The following is a 16,997-nucleotide window of genomic DNA, read 5'->3' on the forward strand; positions in this document are numbered from 1 at the left end:
CTCAAGCCTGATCCTCCGTGGCCTGCTGACCTCGGCTGTCCGTGTCTACGGCGCAATGCCCTTTGCTCCGTAGACATGACTCCGCCCGACGAGCGCCTACTTGCGCGGCGGGCGGAGCCAGAGGCCCTAGGTGGGCAGGGTCCAGCTCGGGCCGTCCGGAGCGCCGAGCCAAACCCGTTGGGTGTCGGCGGTGACAGTCACTCCGAACCCGGACAGGTGAGGCGAGCCGTGAGCCTGCCAGAGTGCCACCGAGTCCTCGACGGCGTTCCACAGCTTGAGCGGGCCGCGCTGGATCACGGTCCATCCGTCGTTGCCCTCGGCCACCCGCGTGCGAGCCTGCGACCCCGTGGCAACGTCAAGCAGGATCTGCCCGGTTCCCGCGCCGAGGCGCTCGGCCGAGGGCGCGGCGAGCTGTGCGACGAAGCGACCGGTCCAGTCGTCGAGCAGGGCCGGGTCGACCCGGCTCGGGCGTTCATCCCCGGGCAGCAGCTCGAGCGGTCCGTGCGGCGGCCGATCGTGGGAACGGGCGATCATGAACGAGGTGTATCCGGGCAGGAAGCGGCCTTCTGCGACGCTGATCGCCTGGACCGTGAGGCGAACGAGGCCGTGTGCGACTCCCCATCCGGCGAGGGTGACGAGCAGGGTTCCGCCGGCCTTGACCTGCTGTAGCAGGCTGTAGGGGACGTGTCGCATCGAGCAGAACGCGATCACGATGTCGTAGGGGGCCCGGTCGGGGTAGCCGCGCAGGCCGTCGGCCGTGATGAGCGTCGGGACGTAGCCGGCCTCGTCGAGGGCCTTCCGGGCGCGTTCTGCCGCGGCGGCGTCGGTCTCGATCGCGGTCACGTTGTCCTCGCCGGCCACCTCGCACACGTAGGCGGTCGAGAGGCCCGTTCCGGCGCCGATGATCAGTACGCGCTTTCCCCGGGCGACGCCCGCCTGCTCGATCATCCAGAGAATGACGCTTGGCAGGGTCGAGGACGAGGTCGGGCTACCTCCGGTCACGGGGCCGACGGCGTCCTCGGCGAGCACGCCGTCGAGCTGCGTCACCCACGTCTGATCTTGATAGGTGAGGCGCAGCCATTCGTCGCTCGGGGTGTCGTCGCGGCGCGTTGGGGTCCAGACCGTGACGCCCGGGGGGCTGCTCGGCTTGTAGATCGCGGGGCCGAGGAACATCTCGCGGGGTACGGTCTCAGCCGCCCGTCGCACCTCGGGGTCGTGCAGCACGCCGTTTTCGACGAGCTGTTCGACGAGTTGGCGCCGTAGGGCGGCGGCGTTGTCAGTCATGCGGGGCGCCCTTCTGGAGGGTGTCGGCAAGTGCGCTCGCGATGGCACGGGTCGTGGGTTCGTCGACGAACGCCCACTGTCCGTTCGGGTTGCATTCGAGGAACCACCATCGGCCGTCTGAGTCGAGGGCGAAGTCGAAAGCGCCGAAGCTGAGCCCGAACGCATGAAGGAAGGCGTGTACGGCCTTGCGAACTGAACAGGGGACCGGGATCGGGGAGCAGGTGATCAGGCTTTGGTCTTGGCGCCAATCGAGGTGATCGCCATCGGTGTCGATCCGGGTCGCGAATGTGTGATTCCCAACGGCGGCGAGGCGGATGTCGGCGATCTTCGGCACGCAGGCTTGGAAGAGATGCGGGCACAGTGCTATCGAGTCGTCGAACTCGTCAGCTTGGACGGCGCGCACCCAGACAGTTCGGTTCCGTCCGTCCGCGCAGGCGAGGTGTACGCGGTGAACGGGCTTGTAGATCACGGGCCCGTGGTCGGCCGCGAACCTCCGGGCATCCGCCGGCACATTTGTGATCAGGGTGTCGGGGAGCGTGAACCCCAGGCGGGCGGCGGTGGCGAGCTGGAGCGCCTTGTTCTCGGCGTCACGGTTCCGTGCGGGGTGGTTGACGTGTAAGGCCCCGGGAAGCGCGGTCAGTGTGCCTGTGTAGCCGCGACGCGATTGTTCGAGCCCGAACCGCCGCTCGGGAGTCTCGGCCGCCCGCGGGTCGCTGAAGGGGCTCGGGCGGCGCCAGTAGACGGAGCGGACGCCCGACAGGTCGATGTGCCGAGTCGAGGTGGTGAGATTCCCGGTGAAGGTGCCTCGCTCGATCCGAGCGCTCATGGCGGCGGTGTTCGGGAAGTCGGCGGCGGGGTCGAGCCGTACGGCCGGGACACCCCGGCCGTAAAGCTCGCCCATCACCAGATCCGCCGTGATGTCACCGAGCGCGGTGACGACGAGGACCGGTGCGTGGGTCATGTCAGTCCGAGTCGCTGTCGTCGGTGAGGTCGGAGTCGGCGGGCGGGGGCGGGTTGGGGCCCCCGCCGTCGGACGACGTCGAGGTCTGGTTGGCCGTTGCCGTTCCGGTGCCGTGCCCACCCAGCTCGACACGCTTGCCGTTCGCGTCGACGTAGCAGGTCGTCTGAGTGTCCGCGTCGATCTCCGTTCGGACGTACGGCACTTCGGTGATGGTGGGGTACAGCGCCAAGCGCCTGGTCCCCCACGGTGCTACTGCGGTGGTCATCGAGTCTCCTGATCTCTGATCAACGGTCACATGCTCTGAGTTGCCATACGGTGCGCCCTCCTCGGCTCGGCGACAAGGCTGCGCCGAGGCGGTGGCCCCGCGCCGGGGAGCGCCGACGAGCCGAGCCCCGATGCGGGAGTTCTGGTGCGACCCTGACCCGGATGGTCGCCATGGGCGCCGCCAGCGCGGCGAGGGAACTGCTTCCGGAGAGGGACTGCCTCGCCAGATCACTGGAAGGGCGTCTCAGTGGCCGCCTCGTCGGCCCCGACCGTGCCGCCCGGTCCTCCGAGCCGGGCCCCGCGGCTCTCGGCGATACGAAGGACATCCCGGAGCGACTCGGTGAGGCAACCGGACAGGTAACGCAGTTCGTCCGGCGCTGTGCCGCGTTCGGCCAGTAACGCGTCCGCGTGCAGAAGCAGTTCGTTGCCCATCCCGATCTGTACGGATTCGACGTTGTCGGCGACGCGGGAGACGGGGCCGCCCCGATCGTCGGTAAGGAGATAGCAGGGTTTCCCCTCGGGGCCGGTCCAGGGGAGCAGTCGTGTCGTCCGGTTCTCTGCGGGTCGCACTACGCGGCCACCTCCATTCCATGGACATGCCGGGAAGTGATGCCGCTCCCATGAGCCGTCGACGGTAGGGGCCGGCACCGGCGCCGCTGCGGCTGCTGGGTCGACTGATGACGGTGCAGTCCGGCTGCCGTGAGCGCGTAGGAGCGTACGAGGCGGCAATCCTCGCCCCGGAGGAGGGTGCAGATCCGTCGTCGTTCCACTGGCCGCGGCACCGCGGCCCCCCGTGGGTGGGTCGCAGTGAGCTGCAGCCGTGCGCTGCCTCGGTGCCGGCCGCTGGGCGGCAGTAGCGCCGCGAGGAGGAGCGTCAGGAGAAGGGCGATACAGTGCGGCACGTCAACCTGCTTTCTCAGGTGGGCCATGCCCCCGGGCCGTGTCAGCGGTCGCGGGGGTCCGTCGTTTCGGACGCATGGCGATCGGCGCGGACGTCTTGATCACTCTGGGCGACTCCGCGATCACCAGCATACTCATAGATTGCCTGCGAGTTAAGGGTTTCTGTGACTCGCTACGGGAGAGTGTGAGTGACAGACTGAGTGCCATCGGAAGGGGTGCTTGTGAGTGAGGGATTCGGTCTGGTCGTCCGCTTCATGCTGAAGGGTGACGATGCGGCAACAGCCTTTGACGAACTGTGTGTTCGAACGCTGGAGGGCATCAGAGAGCTGGAGCCGGGCACGCTGGTGTACGTCAGTCATGTCCCGGACGGAGAACCGCTGGTCCGTGTCTTCTACGAGCTGTATACGGACCGGGCCGCCTTCGAGGAGCATGAAGCGCAGCCGCACGTCAGGCGCTTTCTCGCCGAACGTGAAACGTTCTTGGCCGGCATCGACGTGACGTTCCTGAATGCCGTTGCCGGGAAGGTGCCCCCGCAGCCGTGATCACGCAAGAGAGGTCCGACTTCGGCCCACGAGTCGCGGAGCTCAGGCGCCAGAAAGGCCTGACCCAAGGCGAGTTGGCCGCAGCGATCGGGAGAACGGCCAGCTGGGTGTCACAGGTCGAGCGCGGCATTCAGCCGGTGAACCGTCTCGATGTGCTCCGGTTGCTGGCGGACGGCCTCGGGGTGGCGCTGCAAGTGCTGCAACCGGAGGCTCCAGAGGCATCCCGGTTGGCGAGCCCGGAACCGGCCGCGCTCAACGACCTGGATCAGGCCCGGCTCGTGATCTCGGGCCACCCGGCTCTGGACGTTCTGCTCACACCCGTACGGGGCGCGACCGCAGACGCACTCCCGGAACTGCGTGCGGAAGTCGACCGCGTGTGGTCGTTGACCCATAGCGGCCACTTTGCCGAACTGAGCAATGCGCTGGGGGTGCTGGTGCCTCGACTGGAGCGGGCGTCGAGAACGGTGCCGCCTCCGGACCGGACGGAGGCATGTCGACTGCTCTCTCGCGCGTACCAGGCGCTTGCCGCGGCGTTCGTCCGGCAGAACGAGGCGGATGCGGCGTGGGTGGCTGCGGATCGGGCGATCCGCGCAGCGGAAAGTGCGGGCGACGCGCTCGGGGTCGGCGTCGGGATCTTCCGGCTCGTCCATGCCTTCGTGCGCTTGCAGCACCTCGATCAGGCGGAGCACGCCGCAGCCTCGGCGATCAACACCTTGGAGCGGCATGCCGGGGCGGACACGGCACCTGCCGAAGAGCTGTCCGTACTCGGATCGCTCCATCTGGCGTTGGCGCTGGTGCACGCACGTGCCGGAGAGCGGACTTCTGCCCGTGAGCAGATCGGCAAGGCGCGAGCTGTGGCCCAGCGGATCGGGGAGGAGAGGAACGACTTCAACCTCGAATTCGGACCTACCAATGTCGAGGTCCAGGCCGTCTCCACTGCGGTGGAGCTCGGGGACGCCGGAGAAGCCCTCGACCTTGCCGAAGGGGTGGATGCCGGGGGACTGTCTGCGGAGCGGCAGGCTCGGCTGCTCATGGACGTCGGGCGTGCCCACGCGCAGCGCCGCCGTGCAGGAGAGGCGCTGGACGCCCTGCTGAGGGCCGAGGCACTGGCCCCCGACGTCGTCCGCAATCACCTGGGGGTGCGCGGTGTCGTACGCGACCTGATGATGACGGCCGGCCGTGGCGCCTCGGCGGAGCTACGTGGCCTGGCGGAGCGGTCGGACGCAATGGGCTGACGCTACTGCCTGCCATCGGCAATCCGGGGGTAGTTTCGCCCGTGGAACCAACCCCGAGGAGAGCTGACATGCGGGTGGCGGTAGCGGGCGGTACGGGGACGGCGGGGCGGCACGTCGTCGAGGAGTTGCGGGCGGCGGGGCACGAGCCCGTCGTGCTCGCCCGCTCGGCGGGCGTGGACGTCACGACGGGCAGCGGGCTGGACGAGGCACTGGCGGGCGCGGAAGCGGTGATCGACACCGCCAACGTGTCGACCGTCAGCCGCGCCAAGGCCGTGGCCTTCTTCGAGGCCGAGACGCGCAACCTGCTCGCCGCCGGGGAACGGGCGGGCGTACGGCACCACATCGTGCTGTCGATCGTCGGCCTCGAGCGCGTCGGCCACGGCTACTACCAGGGCAAGCTCGCCCAGGAGCGCGCCGTGGCCGCCGGTCCGGTGCCGTGGACGGTCCTGCGGGCCACGCAGTTCCACGAGTTCGCGGACCAGGTGCTCGACCAGATGCCGGGCCCGTTCGCCCTCGTCCCGCGCATGCGCACCCAGCCGGTCGCCGTCCGTGAGGTCGCCCGCGCCCTCGTCGCCGTCGCGGAGGGCCCGCCCCGGGGCATGGCCCCCGAACTGGCCGGTCCGCGCGAGGAACTGCTCCTCGACATGGTCCGCCGCGTCCTTCCGCTGCGCGGGGAACGCCGCCTGGTGCTCCCCGTCCCCCTGCCCGGCCGCGCGGGCCGCGCGATGGCGTCCGGGGCCCAGCTCCCCGGCGGCCCGGGCCCGCGGGGCACGCAGACGTTCCAGGACTGGCTGCGGGAGCGCGGGACGTGACCGGAGGGCCGGCGCGACGGCGTGGCCGCTCGGTCAGGACATGCGGATGACGGCCCGGTCGCCGTCGACGGCGACGATCTTGGCCTTCAGGCCGTTGACGACCGAGGTGCCCGAGGCGCTCATGCTGCCGCTGAAGGTGTGTCCGGGGGCCGGTCGCCTTGTGGGTCAGCGCGTTGCCGGCCACGCGGACCACGGTGAAGCTCTTCAGCGCGACCTCGTCGCCGGTGAAGGCGATCGTGTCCCCGGCCCGTACCGCCACCTCGCAGCGGCCGTCCGCGCAGGCCGCCGGGTCCGTGCCGCCGGCCGGCTCCGGCAGCGCCGGGGCGCTGGACACCGGTGGAGAGGGGGACGGCAGCGGTGACGGGGCCGCAGAGGGCTTGGCGGCGGAGGAGCCGTCGGACCCCGGGCCCCCGCACCCGGTGAGCAGCAGCCCCACCGCGCCGGCGCACAGGGCGGCTGCGCGGCGGTGGACGGCGCAGGGCATCGGGAGGCTCCCAGGTTCTCGGGCCAGGACGCCGGATGCATGCCCACCGCCGGGCCGGGCGACGCCCAGGCCGGCTCGGCGCCGGTCAGGCCGCGTGGGTCACGCGGAGTTTCGACTGCCCGTGCGGCAGCCGCTCCCAGTCGTCCATGAAGCGGGCGACGAGACCGTGCCGCGCGGCCAGCCGGGTCAGCGTCTCCGTGCGGTAGTAGAAGTCCTCGCCCAGGACCTGGTGCTCACGGGTCTCGGTGCGGTCGTAGGTGAAGTCGAAGAAGCCGCCGGGCGCCAGCACCCGTCCGATGTGGGCGAGGCATTCGTCAATGACCTCCAGCGGCGAGTGCGAGAAGACGCTGTGCGCGTGCGCGACCGTGAAGGCCGCGTCGGGGAGGAAGTCGAGCCTCAGGTCCTCGACGGGGGTGAGATACGGCAGCTTGTGCTGGAGGCCGTAGCGGACGAGGGTCTTCTTCGCCTCGACGAGGATGTCCGGCGAGATGTCGATCCCGTAGTAGTGGCCCGGCTCCAGATGGTCGATGAACCGCCATCCGGCCCGCAGGTTGCCGCAGCCGATCTCCAGCATCCGGTCCTGCGGCCGCAGCCCGTGCTCCTTCAGGTAGTCGAACTGCATCTGCCCGATGGCGAGCCACCGGTCGTGGGACGGCCCTCCGCCCACCGCCGCCTCCGGGCTCCGCGCGGTGTCCGACGCCATCACCGCCCGGTAGTACGCGACGTGCCCGCCGCGGTGGCGCAGCCGCAGCCAGGCGTCCCGGCCCGCACGGCGCAGATAGGGCAGCACGCGCCGGGGGTGCCGCAGCGCGTACCGCGCCTTGTGGCCGAGCCGTGAACGGTTCGTCGACAGCCGCGATCCGGGTCCGTGCCGCATGACGCCTCCCTGTGGCTTGGCGGGCCGCCTCTCTCGGATGCTAACCACGGACGGCACGGACCGCCCGGGGCCGACACCGGCGGCTTCGGGGGAGAGCCGGGCCGCCCCCGGACACGCGAAAGGGCCGCCGCTCCCCCCGAGGGAGCGACGGCCCTTCCAGGCGCAGGGCGCACGACTCACGTCACCGGAGACGCCGTACGCGCTGAAGCGACGTCAGAGGACGCGGACCGCGCCGCTCGCCGGGTAGCCCGACAGGTCCTGGATGACGACGCCCTTGCTGGGGTTGGCGGCGTCGAGGTACTTGCCGTCGCCGATGTAGACGCCCGTGTGGTACGCCGAGCCGGCGCCGCCCCAGTAGAGGATGTCGCCGACCTGCAGGTTGGACGTGCCGACCTGGGTGCCGGCCACGGACTGGTCCTGCGAGACGCGCGGGAGGTCGATGCCGACCGTGCGGTAGGCGGCCTGGACCAGGCTGGAGCAGTCCCAGGCGTTGGGGCCGGTGGCGCCCATGATGTACGCGTCGCCGAGCTGCGCCTTGAGGAAGGCGACGACGGTCGCGGCGCTGCCCGTGGCGGTGCTGCCGGCGGAGCTGTACGCGGAGAGGGAGGTGCGCTCGGAGTCGCGGGACGCGCGCTCCTGGGCGGCGGCCTCCGCGCGCTCCCGCGCCTCTGCCTCCGCCTTCTTCTTCTCGGCCTCGGCCTTGCGGTCCGCCTCGGCCCTGGCCTTCTCCGCGGCCTTCGCGGCCTTGGCCGCGGCGGCGTCCTCCTGGGCCTGCAACTGCGCCTGGAGCTCGAGGTCGAGGGCGACCTGCTCGGTGGCTTCGGCGGCCTGGGTGACGGCGGTGACGGCGTCCGGGGTGAGAAGGGGCATCTCGATGGTCTCGGTCACCGGCTCGGCGTTCGCCGGCCCGGCGGCGCCGGCCACCGCGATGGTGCTGAGGAAGCCACCGGCAACTCCGGCCCGTATCGCCATTCTCGAGGCGTTGCGGCGGGGTTTCCGGTGGCTGGGTATGTGAGCGGTGTGGGACATGGGACAACCGCTATCAGGGCATCAGGGTTCCCTTCAAGAAACGTGTGTTGCGCCACAGTTACGACCGGAACCTCTGAATCCACGGCGCATGGACCCTTATTGACGCCGTAACGGGCAAACCGGGCAGGCGCGATCAGGGCTGTGATCATGGGCTTTCCGTAAAAGGTCCGAATTGCCGGTGGCTTACCACCGCTTTATGTTCATGGCCAAGCCCGCTTTTGTTGAACTCTTGAGTGAGTGGCGCAGGTCACAGAATGGTCAACGCCCGGGCGCTCGTGAGCTCGTGAAAGCGGCGCTCGCGTCCACCGCGGTCCGCTCGATGCCACTGCCGGGTGACCCGCCGTCCAATATCACCCGATGCGGTCCATCTCCAATTTGCGTGTAGTCACCATGGCTTGGTAGGGCACCCCTGCTCCGACCAGCGGTGACAGCCGCCAATGTCACAGCTCGTGGTCGGTCGAGTGCTTCGCGTGTGAAGATCACCGCTCATCCGACTTCATGATCCTTCGTCGGGTGGTGGAGATCACAAACTCCATGACCGACCCCGTGTCGCAGATCACAGACCGACAGGCATAGGATGCGGGGCAGCCGGGCTTGTGAACTGCCTCACATGTACACGATCTTCGAGCGCGACCCCGGTCGCGATCTTCGGAAGTCGGCGTCACCTGCGGGGCGGTGAGGCGGTTGCCCGGTGCGGTCCAACGGTCAAGGACGACTGGAAGGAGCGAGGAGGGTGAATGCTTACGCGCCCATCCTTGTGCTCGGCGCCCTCGGGGCAGGGTTTGCGATCTTCTCCGTGGTCATGGCCACGCTTATCGGTCCCAAGCGGTACAACCGGGCAAAGCTTGAAGCGTACGAGTGCGGCATCGAGCCCACGCCTACGCCCGCGGGAGGCGGTCGCTTCCCGATCAAGTACTACCTGACGGCGATGCTCTTCATCATTTTCGACATCGAGATCGTCTTCCTCTATCCCTGGGCCGTCACCTTCGACGCCCTGGGGATCTTCGGGCTCGTGGAGATGCTGCTCTTCGTGCTCACCGTCTTCGTCGCCTACGCGTATGTGTGGCGGCGCGGCGGCCTGGAATGGGACTGAGGAGCTGAGGAGCACACCATGGGACTCGAAGAGAAGCTGCCGAGCGGATTCCTGCTCACCACCGTCGAACAGGCCGCGGGCTGGGTGCGCAAGTCATCCGTCTTCCCCGCGACGTTCGGCCTGGCCTGCTGCGCCATCGAGATGATGACGACCGGCGCCGGCCGTTACGACCTGGCCCGCTTCGGTATGGAGGTCTTCCGCGGTTCACCGCGCCAGGCCGACCTGATGATCGTGGCCGGCCGGGTGAGCCAGAAGATGGCCCCCGTCCTGCGCCAGGTCTACGACCAGATGCCCAACCCCAAGTGGGTCATTTCCATGGGGGTTTGCGCGTCGTCGGGCGGAATGTTCAACAATTACGCGATTGTGCAGGGCGTTGATCATATTGTCCCTGTCGACATCTATCTGCCGGGCTGCCCGCCCCGCCCCGAGATGCTGTTGGACGCGATTCTCAAGCTCCACCAGAAGATCCAGAGCTCCAAGCTCGGTGTGAACGCGGAGGAAGCCGCCCGTGAGGCGGAGGAGGCGGCCCTCAAGGCGCTCCCGACGATCGAGATGAAGGGGCTGCTCCGATGAGTGACCAGCCGAACCCGGAGAAGGAGCTCTCCGAGCAGAACCTCCCCGGGCAGCGCGGCGAGAACGGCGAGGAGATCCGCGTCCAGCGCGGGATGTTCGGCGCCAACAACGGAGGGGACACATCCGGTTACGGAGGGCTCGTCCGCTCCGTACGGCTGCCGGGGCCGGCCTCCCGCCCGTACGGCGGCTACTTCGACGAGGTCGCCGACGAACTCGAGGGCGCGCTCGAGGAGCAGGGCCTGGTGCCCGAGAACGCCATCGAGAAGACCGTCGTCGACCGCGGCGAACTCACCTTCCACATCGCGCGCGAGCACCTGGTGCAGGTGGCGAGGACGCTGCGGGACGACCCGGCGCTGCGCTTCGAGCTCTGCACCGGCGTGAGCGGGGTGCACTACCTCGAGGACAAGGGCCGCGAGCTGCACGCCGTCTACCACCTTCGCTCGCTCACCCACGGCCGGATCCTGCGGCTGGAGGTCTCCGCCCCGGACAGCGACCCGCACATCCCGTCCCTGGTGCGGGTGTATCCCACCAACGACTGGCACGAGCGCGAGACCTACGACTTCTTCGGGCTCGTCTTCGACGGCCACCCCGCCCTCACCCGGATCATGATGCCGGACGACTGGCAGGGCTTCCCGCAGCGCAAGGATTATCCGCTCGGCGGCATCGCCGTCGAGTACAAGGGCGCCCAGATCCCGGCTCCGGACCAGCGGAGGTCGTACTCGTGACTACACCGTCTGCAAGCGCACGCGAAACCACCGAGGGCCCGGTCTACACGGTCACCGGTGGCGACTGGGACGAGGTCGTCCAGGCCGCGGCCAAGGCCGACGACGAGCGGATCGTCGTCAACATGGGCCCGCAGCACCCCTCCACGCACGGCGTGCTCCGGCTGATCCTGGAGATCGACGGCGAGACCGTCACCGAGGCCCGCTGCGGCATCGGCTACCTCCACACCGGCATCGAGAAGAACCTCGAGTACCGGACCTGGACGCAGGGCACCACCTTCGTCACGCGCATGGATTACCTGACGCCGTTCTTCAACGAGACGGCGTACTGCCTGGGCGTGGAGCGGCTGCTCGGCATCGAGGACCAGATCCCGGACCGGGCGTCGGTCGTCCGGGTCCTGCTGATGGAGCTCAACCGGCTCTCCTCGCACCTGGTCGCCATCGCGACCGGCGGCATGGAGCTGGGCGCCACCACGATCATGATCTACGGATTCCGTGATCGTGAACTCATTCTCGACGTCTACGAGCTGATCACCGGCCTGCGCATGAACCACGCGTACATCAGGCCCGGCGGACTGGCCCAGGACCTGCCCCCGGGCGCGGTCGACCAGCTCCGCGAGCTGGTGAAGACGCTCAAGAAGAACCTGCCGGAGTACGACAAGCTCGCCACCGGCAACCCGATCTTCAAGTCCCGGCTGCAGGACGTCGGACATCTGGACCTGACCGGCTGCATGGCGCTCGGCGCGACCGGACCGATCCTGCGCTCCGCGGGCCTCGCCCACGACCTGCGCAAGACCGACCCGTACTGCGGCTACGAGACCTACGACTTCGACGTCCCGACCGCCGACACCTGCGACTCCTACGGGCGGTTCCTCATCCGTCTCGAGGAGATGCGGCAGTCGCTGCGGATCGTCGAGCAGTGCCTGGACCGGCTGGAGCCGGGCCCGGTGATGGTCGCGGACAAGAAGATCGCCTGGCCCGCGCAGCTCGCGCTCGGCCCCGACGGCCTCGGCAACTCCCTCGACCACATCAAGAAGATCATGGGCACCTCCATGGAGGCCCTGATCCACCACTTCAAGCTGGTCACCGAGGGGTTCCGGGTGCCGGCCGGGCAGACGTACGCCGCAGTCGAGTCGCCCAAGGGCGAACTGGGCGTCCATGTCGTCTCCGACGGCGGCACCCGGCCCTTCCGGGTCCACTTCCGCGACCCGTCGTTCACCAATCTCCAGGCCATGGCGGCCATGTGCGAGGGCGGCCAGGTCGCCGACGTCATCGTCGCCGTCGCGTCCATCGACCCCGTGATGGGAGGCGTCGACCGATGACGGACGTATCGCTGGGCATGCCGCAACTGCCCGCGCCCGACTACCCGGCCGATGTGCGCGCGCGGCTGGAGGCGGACGCGAAGGAGATCATCGCCCGCTATCCCGGCAGCCGGTCCGCCCTGCTGCCGCTGCTGCACCTCGTGCAGTCGGAGGAGGGCCATGTGACCCGCACGGGCATGCGGTTCTGCGCCGAGATGCTGGACCTCACCACCGCGGAGGTCACCGCGGTCGCCACCTTCTACTCCATGTACCGGCGCAAGCCGTCCGGGGACTACCAGGTCGGCGTCTGCACCAACACGCTGTGCGCGGTGATGGGCGGCGACGCGATCTTCGAGGAGCTCAAGGAGCACCTCGGCGTCGGCAACAACGAGACGACCGAGGACGGCAAGGTCACGCTCGAGCACATCGAGTGCAACGCGGCCTGCGACTTCGCGCCCGTGGTGATGGTCAACTGGGAGTTCTTCGACAACCAGACCCCGGAGTCGGCGAAGAAGCTCGTCGACGACCTGCGCGCCGGCGAACAGGTCAGCCCCACCCGCGGCGCGCCCCTGTGCACGTACAAGGAGACCGCCCGCATCCTGGCCGGCTTCCCCGACGAGCGCCCCGGCGCGGTCGAGGCGACCGGCGGCGCCGGTCCGGCGTCGCTGATCGGTCTGCGGCTCGCCAAGGGCGAGACCGCACCCGCGCGGGTGGTCCATCCGCGCGGCGAGGCCCCGCAGGACCGGCCCCAACCCGGTTCCGAGCACCTGAGCTCGCACGACGCACCGCAGAAGACTTCGGCGTCCGACCCGGACAACCCGGCCGGACCTGTGGCCGAGGAGGGGGAGTGATGACCGTGTCCACCGAATACGGCGGCGGTTCACGGCCGGGGGCAGCGGCCGAGGGCAGCCCGGAGAAGCTCCTCTCACCGGTCCTGTCGGCCTTCTGGGACGAGCCCGAGTCATGGACGCTCGAGACGTACCGCAGGCACGAGGGCTACGAGGGCCTGCGCAAGGCGCTCGCCATGACCCCCGACGACCTGATCGCCTACGTCAAGGACGCCGGTCTGCGCGGCCGGGGCGGCGCGGGCTTCCCCACCGGGATGAAGTGGCAGTTCATTCCGCAGGGCGACGGCAAGCCGCACTACCTCGTCGTCAACGCGGACGAGTCGGAGCCGGGCACCTGCAAGGACATCCCCCTTCTGTTCGCCAATCCGCACTCCCTCATCGAGGGAATCGTGATCGCCTGCTACGCGATCCGCTCCAGCCACGCCTTCATCTATCTGCGCGGTGAGGTCGTCCCCGTACTCCGGCGGCTGCACGAGGCGGTGCGCGAGGCGTACGCGGCGGGCTATCTCGGCAAGGACGTCCTGGGCAGCGGACTCGACCTCGAACTGGTCGTGCACGCGGGCGCCGGCGCGTACATCTGCGGTGAGGAGACCGCGCTGCTGGACTCCCTGGAGGGCCGCCGCGGCCAGCCCCGGCTGCGGCCCCCCTTCCCCGCGGTCGCCGGTCTGTACGCCTGCCCCACTGTGGTGAACAACGTCGAGTCCATCGCCTCGGTTCCCGCGATCCTCAACAAGGGCAAGGACTGGTTCAGGTCCATGGGCAGCGAGAAGTCCCCGGGCTTCACGCTGTACTCGCTCAGCGGCCATGTCGCGAGCCCCGGCCAGTACGAGGCACCGCTCGGCATCACCCTGCGCCAGCTGCTCGACATGAGCGGCGGCATGCGCCCCGGCCACCGGCTCAAGTTCTGGACGCCCGGCGGTTCCTCGACCCCGATGTTCACCGACGAGCACCTCGACGTCCCGCTGGACTACGAGGGCGTCGGCGCGGCCGGTTCGATGCTCGGCACCAAGGCGCTCCAGTGCTTCGACGAGACGACCTGCGTGGTGCGGGCCGTCACCCGCTGGACCGAGTTCTACGCCCACGAGTCCTGCGGCAAGTGCACACCGTGCCGCGAAGGCACGTACTGGCTGGTCCAGTTGCTCCGCGACATCGAGGCCGGCAAGGGCGTCATGTCCGACCTGGACAAGCTGAACGACATCGCCGACAACATCAACGGCAAGTCGTTCTGCGCCCTCGGCGACGGCGCCGCGTCGCCGATCTTCTCCTCGCTCAAGTACTTCCGGGACGAGTACGAGCAGCACATCACCGGCAAGGGCTGCCCCTTCGACCCCGCCAGGTCGACGGCCTGGGCCGACCGACACACCACGGAGGTGTCCGCATGACTGTGGCGCACGCGCCGAATCCCGGCCGCGGCCCCGCCGCAGGCCGCTGCACGGGCGTTGCCGCGCAGGCCGCCCCGTACCGCGGGGAGGTGCGGGCATGACCGTCACCACGACCGGCTCCACCGCCGCGGGCGGCGGCGCCGTGCCGCCCGAGGACCTCGTCTCGCTGACGATCGACGGTGTGGAGATCTCCGTCCCCAAGGGGACGCTGGTCATCCGCGCCGCAGAGCTGCTCGGGATCGAGATCCCGCGCTTCTGCGACCACCCGCTCCTCGACCCGGCCGGCGCCTGCCGTCAGTGCATCGTCGAGGTGGAGGGCCAGCGCAAGCCGATGGCCTCCTGCACCATCACCTGCACCGACGGCATGGTCGTCAGGTCGCAGCTCACCTCGCCCGTCGCCGAGAAGGCGCAGCAGGGCGTGATGGAGCTGCTGCTGATCAACCATCCGCTGGACTGCCCGGTCTGCGACAAGGGCGGCGAGTGCCCGCTGCAGAACCAGGCCGTCTCGCACGGCCAGGCCGACTCCCGCTTCGAGGGCAAGAAGCGGACCTTCGAGAAGCCGGTCCCGATCTCCACCCAGGTGCTCCTGGACCGTGAGCGGTGCGTGCTCTGCGCGCGCTGCACCCGCTTCTCCAACCAGATCGCGGGCGACCCGATGATCGAGCTGCTGGAGCGCGGCGCGCTGCAGCAGGTCGGCACCGGCGAGGGCGACCCGTTCGAGTCGTACTTCTCCGGCAACACCATCCAGATCTGCCCGGTCGGCGCGCTCACCTCCGCCGCCTACCGGTTCCGCTCCCGCCCGTTCGACCTCATCTCCTCGCCCTCCGTCTGCGAGCACTGTGCGGGCGGCTGCGCCACCCGCACCGACCACCGCCGCGGCAAGGTCATGCGGCGCCTGGCCGCCGAGGACCCGGAGGTCAACGAGGAGTGGCTGTGCGACAAGGGGCGCTTCGGCTTCCGCTACGCGCAGCAGCGCGACCGGCTCACCACGCCCCTGGTCCGCAACGAGGAGGGCGTGCTGGAGCCGGCGAGCTGGCCGGAGGCGCTGGAGGCCGCCGCCGCCGGCCTCGTCAGGGGCCGCACCGGTGTCCTGACCGGTGGCCGGCTGACCGTCGAGGACGCCTACGCGTACGCCAAGTTCGCCCGCGTCGCACTCGACACCAACGACATCGACTTCCGTGCCCGGACGCACTCCGCGGAGGAGGCCGACTTCCTCGCGGCGCGCGTCGCGGGGCAGGGCAGGGACCTGTCCGGCACCGGGGTCACGTACACGGCGCTGGAGAAGGCCCCGGCGGTGCTGCTCGCCGGGTTCGAGTCGGAGGAGGAGGCCCCCGGGGTCTTCCTGCGGCTGCGCAAGGCCCACCGCAAGCACGGCCAGCGCACCTTCTCCCTCGCCCCGTACGCCACCCGCGGACTCGCCAAGTCGGGCGGGACGCTGCTTCCCGCCGCGCCCGGCACCGAGGCCGAGTGGCTGATCGCGTTGTCTCAAGAGGGCCTCGCCTCCGGTACCGGCCTCGACGGGGACGGCGCACGGGCGGCGGAGGCGCTGCGCGCCGACGGCGCGGTGATCGTGGTCGGCGAGCGGCTCGCCGCCGTGCCCGGCGGCCTCACCGCCGCCGTACGCGCGGCGACCGCCACCGGCGCGCAGCTCGTGTGGATCCCGCGCCGCGCCGGTGAGCGCGGCGCCGTGGAGGCCGGTGCGCTGCCGTCCCTGCTGCCCGGCGGCCGGCCGGCGACCGACCCGCGGGCCCGCGAGGAGACCGCGGAGGTCTGGCGCGTACGCGAACTCCCGCACCGCTACGGCCGGGACACCGGCCAGATCGTGGAGGCCGCGGCCACCGGCGAACTGGGCGCGCTGCTCGTCGCCGGAGTCGAGGTCGCGGACCTGCCCGACCCGGCGCGGGCCCGCGAGGCGCTCGACGCGGTCGGCTTCCTGGTCTCGCTGGAGCTGCGGCCGAGCGAGGTCACCGAGCGGGCGGACGTCGTCTTCCCGGTCGCGGCCGTCGCGGAGAAGCCGGGCACCTTCCTCAACTGGGAGGGCCGGGCCCGGATGTTCGAGGCGGCGCTCAAGCCCGACCACATGACCCGCCGCCTCGCGCCCACGGACGCCCGGGTGCTGCACATGCTCGCCGACACCCTCGACGTGCACTTCGGCCTCCCGGACCTCAAGTCCGTCCGCACCGAACTGGACCGGCTCGGCCGCTGGGACGGCCCGCGGGCCACCGAGCCGCTGGAGACCGCGCGCCCGCTACCCCGGGCCGGTGAGGGCGAGGCGGTCCTCGCCGGTCACCGGCTGCTGCTCGACCACGGCCTGCTCCAGCAGGGCGACGAGGCGCTGGCCGGCACCCGGCACGCCGCGGTCGCCCGGCTGTCGGCGGCCACCGCCGCGGAGACGGGCGTCGAGGACGGCGACGAGCTGGAGGTCTCCGGACCGGCCGGCTCCGTACGGCTGCCGCTCCAGGTCACCGAGATGCCCGACCGGGTCGTGTGGCTGCCGCTGAACTCCGTGGGCGGTGGCGTCACCGCCGACACGGGCGCCCGCCCCGGCGAGCTCGTCCGTATCACGCCCGCGGCCGCGGCCGCTCCGGAGGTGCAGTCATGACCGCCCGTGACCTCGGCCGGCCGGTGACCGCGCGGACGCGCGGCGCCGTGCCACCGGCCGGGTCCCCGACCCCTGCCGGCCTGCCGGG

General features: G+C 70.3%; 16 protein-coding genes. 10 read left to right on the forward strand and 6 right to left on the reverse strand.

All coding sequences use genetic code 11. The features are described 5' to 3' along the window. Positions 1-126: 126 nt before the first annotated feature. The 4 genes from tgmC to ACFYOP_RS28640 all read right to left on the reverse strand — a co-directional run bounded on the left by tgmC (position 127) and on the right by ACFYOP_RS28640 (position 3,079). Complete coding sequence (gene tgmC, locus ACFYOP_RS28625; protein WP_356897654.1) at positions 127-1,284, reverse strand: ATP-grasp peptide maturase system methyltransferase; 1,158 nt, start codon at positions 1,282-1,284, stop codon at positions 127-129. After that, the gene (gene tgmB, locus ACFYOP_RS28630) at positions 1,277-2,245 is read right to left on the reverse strand and encodes an ATP-grasp ribosomal peptide maturase (RefSeq protein ID WP_356897655.1); all 969 of its coding nucleotides are present in this window, start codon (positions 2,243-2,245) and stop codon (positions 1,277-1,279) included. The genes tgmC and tgmB overlap by 8 nt, the downstream gene beginning before the upstream one ends. Before the next feature lies 1 nt (position 2,246). Next, the gene (gene tgmA, locus ACFYOP_RS28635; protein ID WP_356897656.1) at positions 2,247-2,510 is read right to left on the reverse strand and encodes a putative ATP-grasp-modified RiPP; all 264 of its coding nucleotides are present in this window, start codon (positions 2,508-2,510) and stop codon (positions 2,247-2,249) included. A gap of 227 nt (positions 2,511-2,737) precedes the next feature. Continuing rightward, positions 2,738-3,079: a hypothetical protein gene (locus ACFYOP_RS28640; protein ID WP_356897657.1), complete on the reverse strand. Its 342-nt coding sequence runs from the start codon at positions 3,077-3,079 to the stop codon at positions 2,738-2,740. 551 nt (positions 3,080-3,630) lie between these two features. Between ACFYOP_RS28640 and ACFYOP_RS28645 the strand changes: the two genes are divergently transcribed. From ACFYOP_RS28645 to ACFYOP_RS28655, 3 genes are all read left to right on the forward strand, one after another. Beyond that, positions 3,631-3,951: an antibiotic biosynthesis monooxygenase gene (locus ACFYOP_RS28645; RefSeq protein WP_356897658.1), complete on the forward strand. Its 321-nt coding sequence runs from the start codon at positions 3,631-3,633 to the stop codon at positions 3,949-3,951. Then, on the forward strand, positions 3,948-5,186 hold the full coding sequence (locus tag ACFYOP_RS28650; protein WP_388453300.1) for a helix-turn-helix domain-containing protein: 1,239 nt from the start codon (positions 3,948-3,950) through the stop codon (positions 5,184-5,186). The genes ACFYOP_RS28645 and ACFYOP_RS28650 overlap by 4 nt, the downstream gene beginning before the upstream one ends. A gap of 68 nt (positions 5,187-5,254) precedes the next feature. Then, positions 5,255-5,998 carry an NAD(P)H-binding protein gene (locus ACFYOP_RS28655; RefSeq protein ID WP_356897659.1) on the forward strand — a complete coding sequence of 248 codons (744 nt, stop codon included), beginning with the start codon at positions 5,255-5,257 and terminating at the stop codon, positions 5,996-5,998. Between the two features lie 569 nt (positions 5,999-6,567). Here ACFYOP_RS28655 and ACFYOP_RS28660 read toward each other — a convergent pair. After that, positions 6,568-7,359 carry a class I SAM-dependent methyltransferase gene (locus ACFYOP_RS28660; protein ID WP_356897660.1) on the reverse strand — a complete coding sequence of 264 codons (792 nt, stop codon included), beginning with the start codon at positions 7,357-7,359 and terminating at the stop codon, positions 6,568-6,570. 213 nt (positions 7,360-7,572) lie between these two features. After that, positions 7,573-8,388 (reverse strand): C40 family peptidase, encoded by an 816-nt coding sequence (locus ACFYOP_RS28665; RefSeq protein WP_356897661.1) that lies wholly within the window; start codon positions 8,386-8,388, stop codon positions 7,573-7,575. 733 nt (positions 8,389-9,121) lie between these two features. Between ACFYOP_RS28665 and ACFYOP_RS28670 the strand changes: the two genes are divergently transcribed. From ACFYOP_RS28670 to ACFYOP_RS28700, 7 genes are all read left to right on the forward strand, one after another. Continuing rightward, the gene (locus ACFYOP_RS28670) at positions 9,122-9,481 is read left to right on the forward strand and encodes an NADH-quinone oxidoreductase subunit A (RefSeq protein WP_003974383.1); all 360 of its coding nucleotides are present in this window, start codon (positions 9,122-9,124) and stop codon (positions 9,479-9,481) included. 18 nt (positions 9,482-9,499) lie between these two features. After that, on the forward strand, positions 9,500-10,054 hold the full coding sequence (locus ACFYOP_RS28675; protein ID WP_031141109.1) for an NADH-quinone oxidoreductase subunit B family protein: 555 nt from the start codon (positions 9,500-9,502) through the stop codon (positions 10,052-10,054). Continuing rightward, positions 10,051-10,779, forward strand: coding sequence for an NADH-quinone oxidoreductase subunit C (locus tag ACFYOP_RS28680; RefSeq protein WP_356897662.1), 729 nt, complete (start codon positions 10,051-10,053; stop codon positions 10,777-10,779). Before ACFYOP_RS28675 ends, ACFYOP_RS28680 begins: the two co-directional genes overlap by 4 nt. Beyond that, on the forward strand, positions 10,776-12,098 hold the full coding sequence (locus ACFYOP_RS28685) for an NADH-quinone oxidoreductase subunit D (protein ID WP_356897663.1): 1,323 nt from the start codon (positions 10,776-10,778) through the stop codon (positions 12,096-12,098). The genes ACFYOP_RS28680 and ACFYOP_RS28685 overlap by 4 nt, the downstream gene beginning before the upstream one ends. Beyond that, entirely contained in the window at positions 12,095-12,928 is an 834-nt protein-coding gene (nuoE, locus tag ACFYOP_RS28690; protein ID WP_356897664.1) for an NADH-quinone oxidoreductase subunit NuoE, read from the forward strand. Before ACFYOP_RS28685 ends, nuoE begins: the two co-directional genes overlap by 4 nt. Further along, positions 12,925-14,307 (forward strand): NADH-quinone oxidoreductase subunit NuoF, encoded by a 1,383-nt coding sequence (gene nuoF, locus ACFYOP_RS28695; RefSeq protein ID WP_388453306.1) that lies wholly within the window; start codon positions 12,925-12,927, stop codon positions 14,305-14,307. Before nuoE ends, nuoF begins: the two co-directional genes overlap by 4 nt. Before the next feature lie 97 nt (positions 14,308-14,404). Beyond that, entirely contained in the window at positions 14,405-16,909 is a 2,505-nt protein-coding gene (locus tag ACFYOP_RS28700; protein WP_356897666.1) for an NADH-quinone oxidoreductase subunit G, read from the forward strand. The last annotated feature ends 88 nt before the right edge of the window (positions 16,910-16,997 follow it).

This window comes from Streptomyces sp. NPDC006294, from assembly GCF_042870895.1.
Classification (GTDB): Bacteria; Actinomycetota; Actinomycetes; order Streptomycetales; family Streptomycetaceae; genus Streptomyces.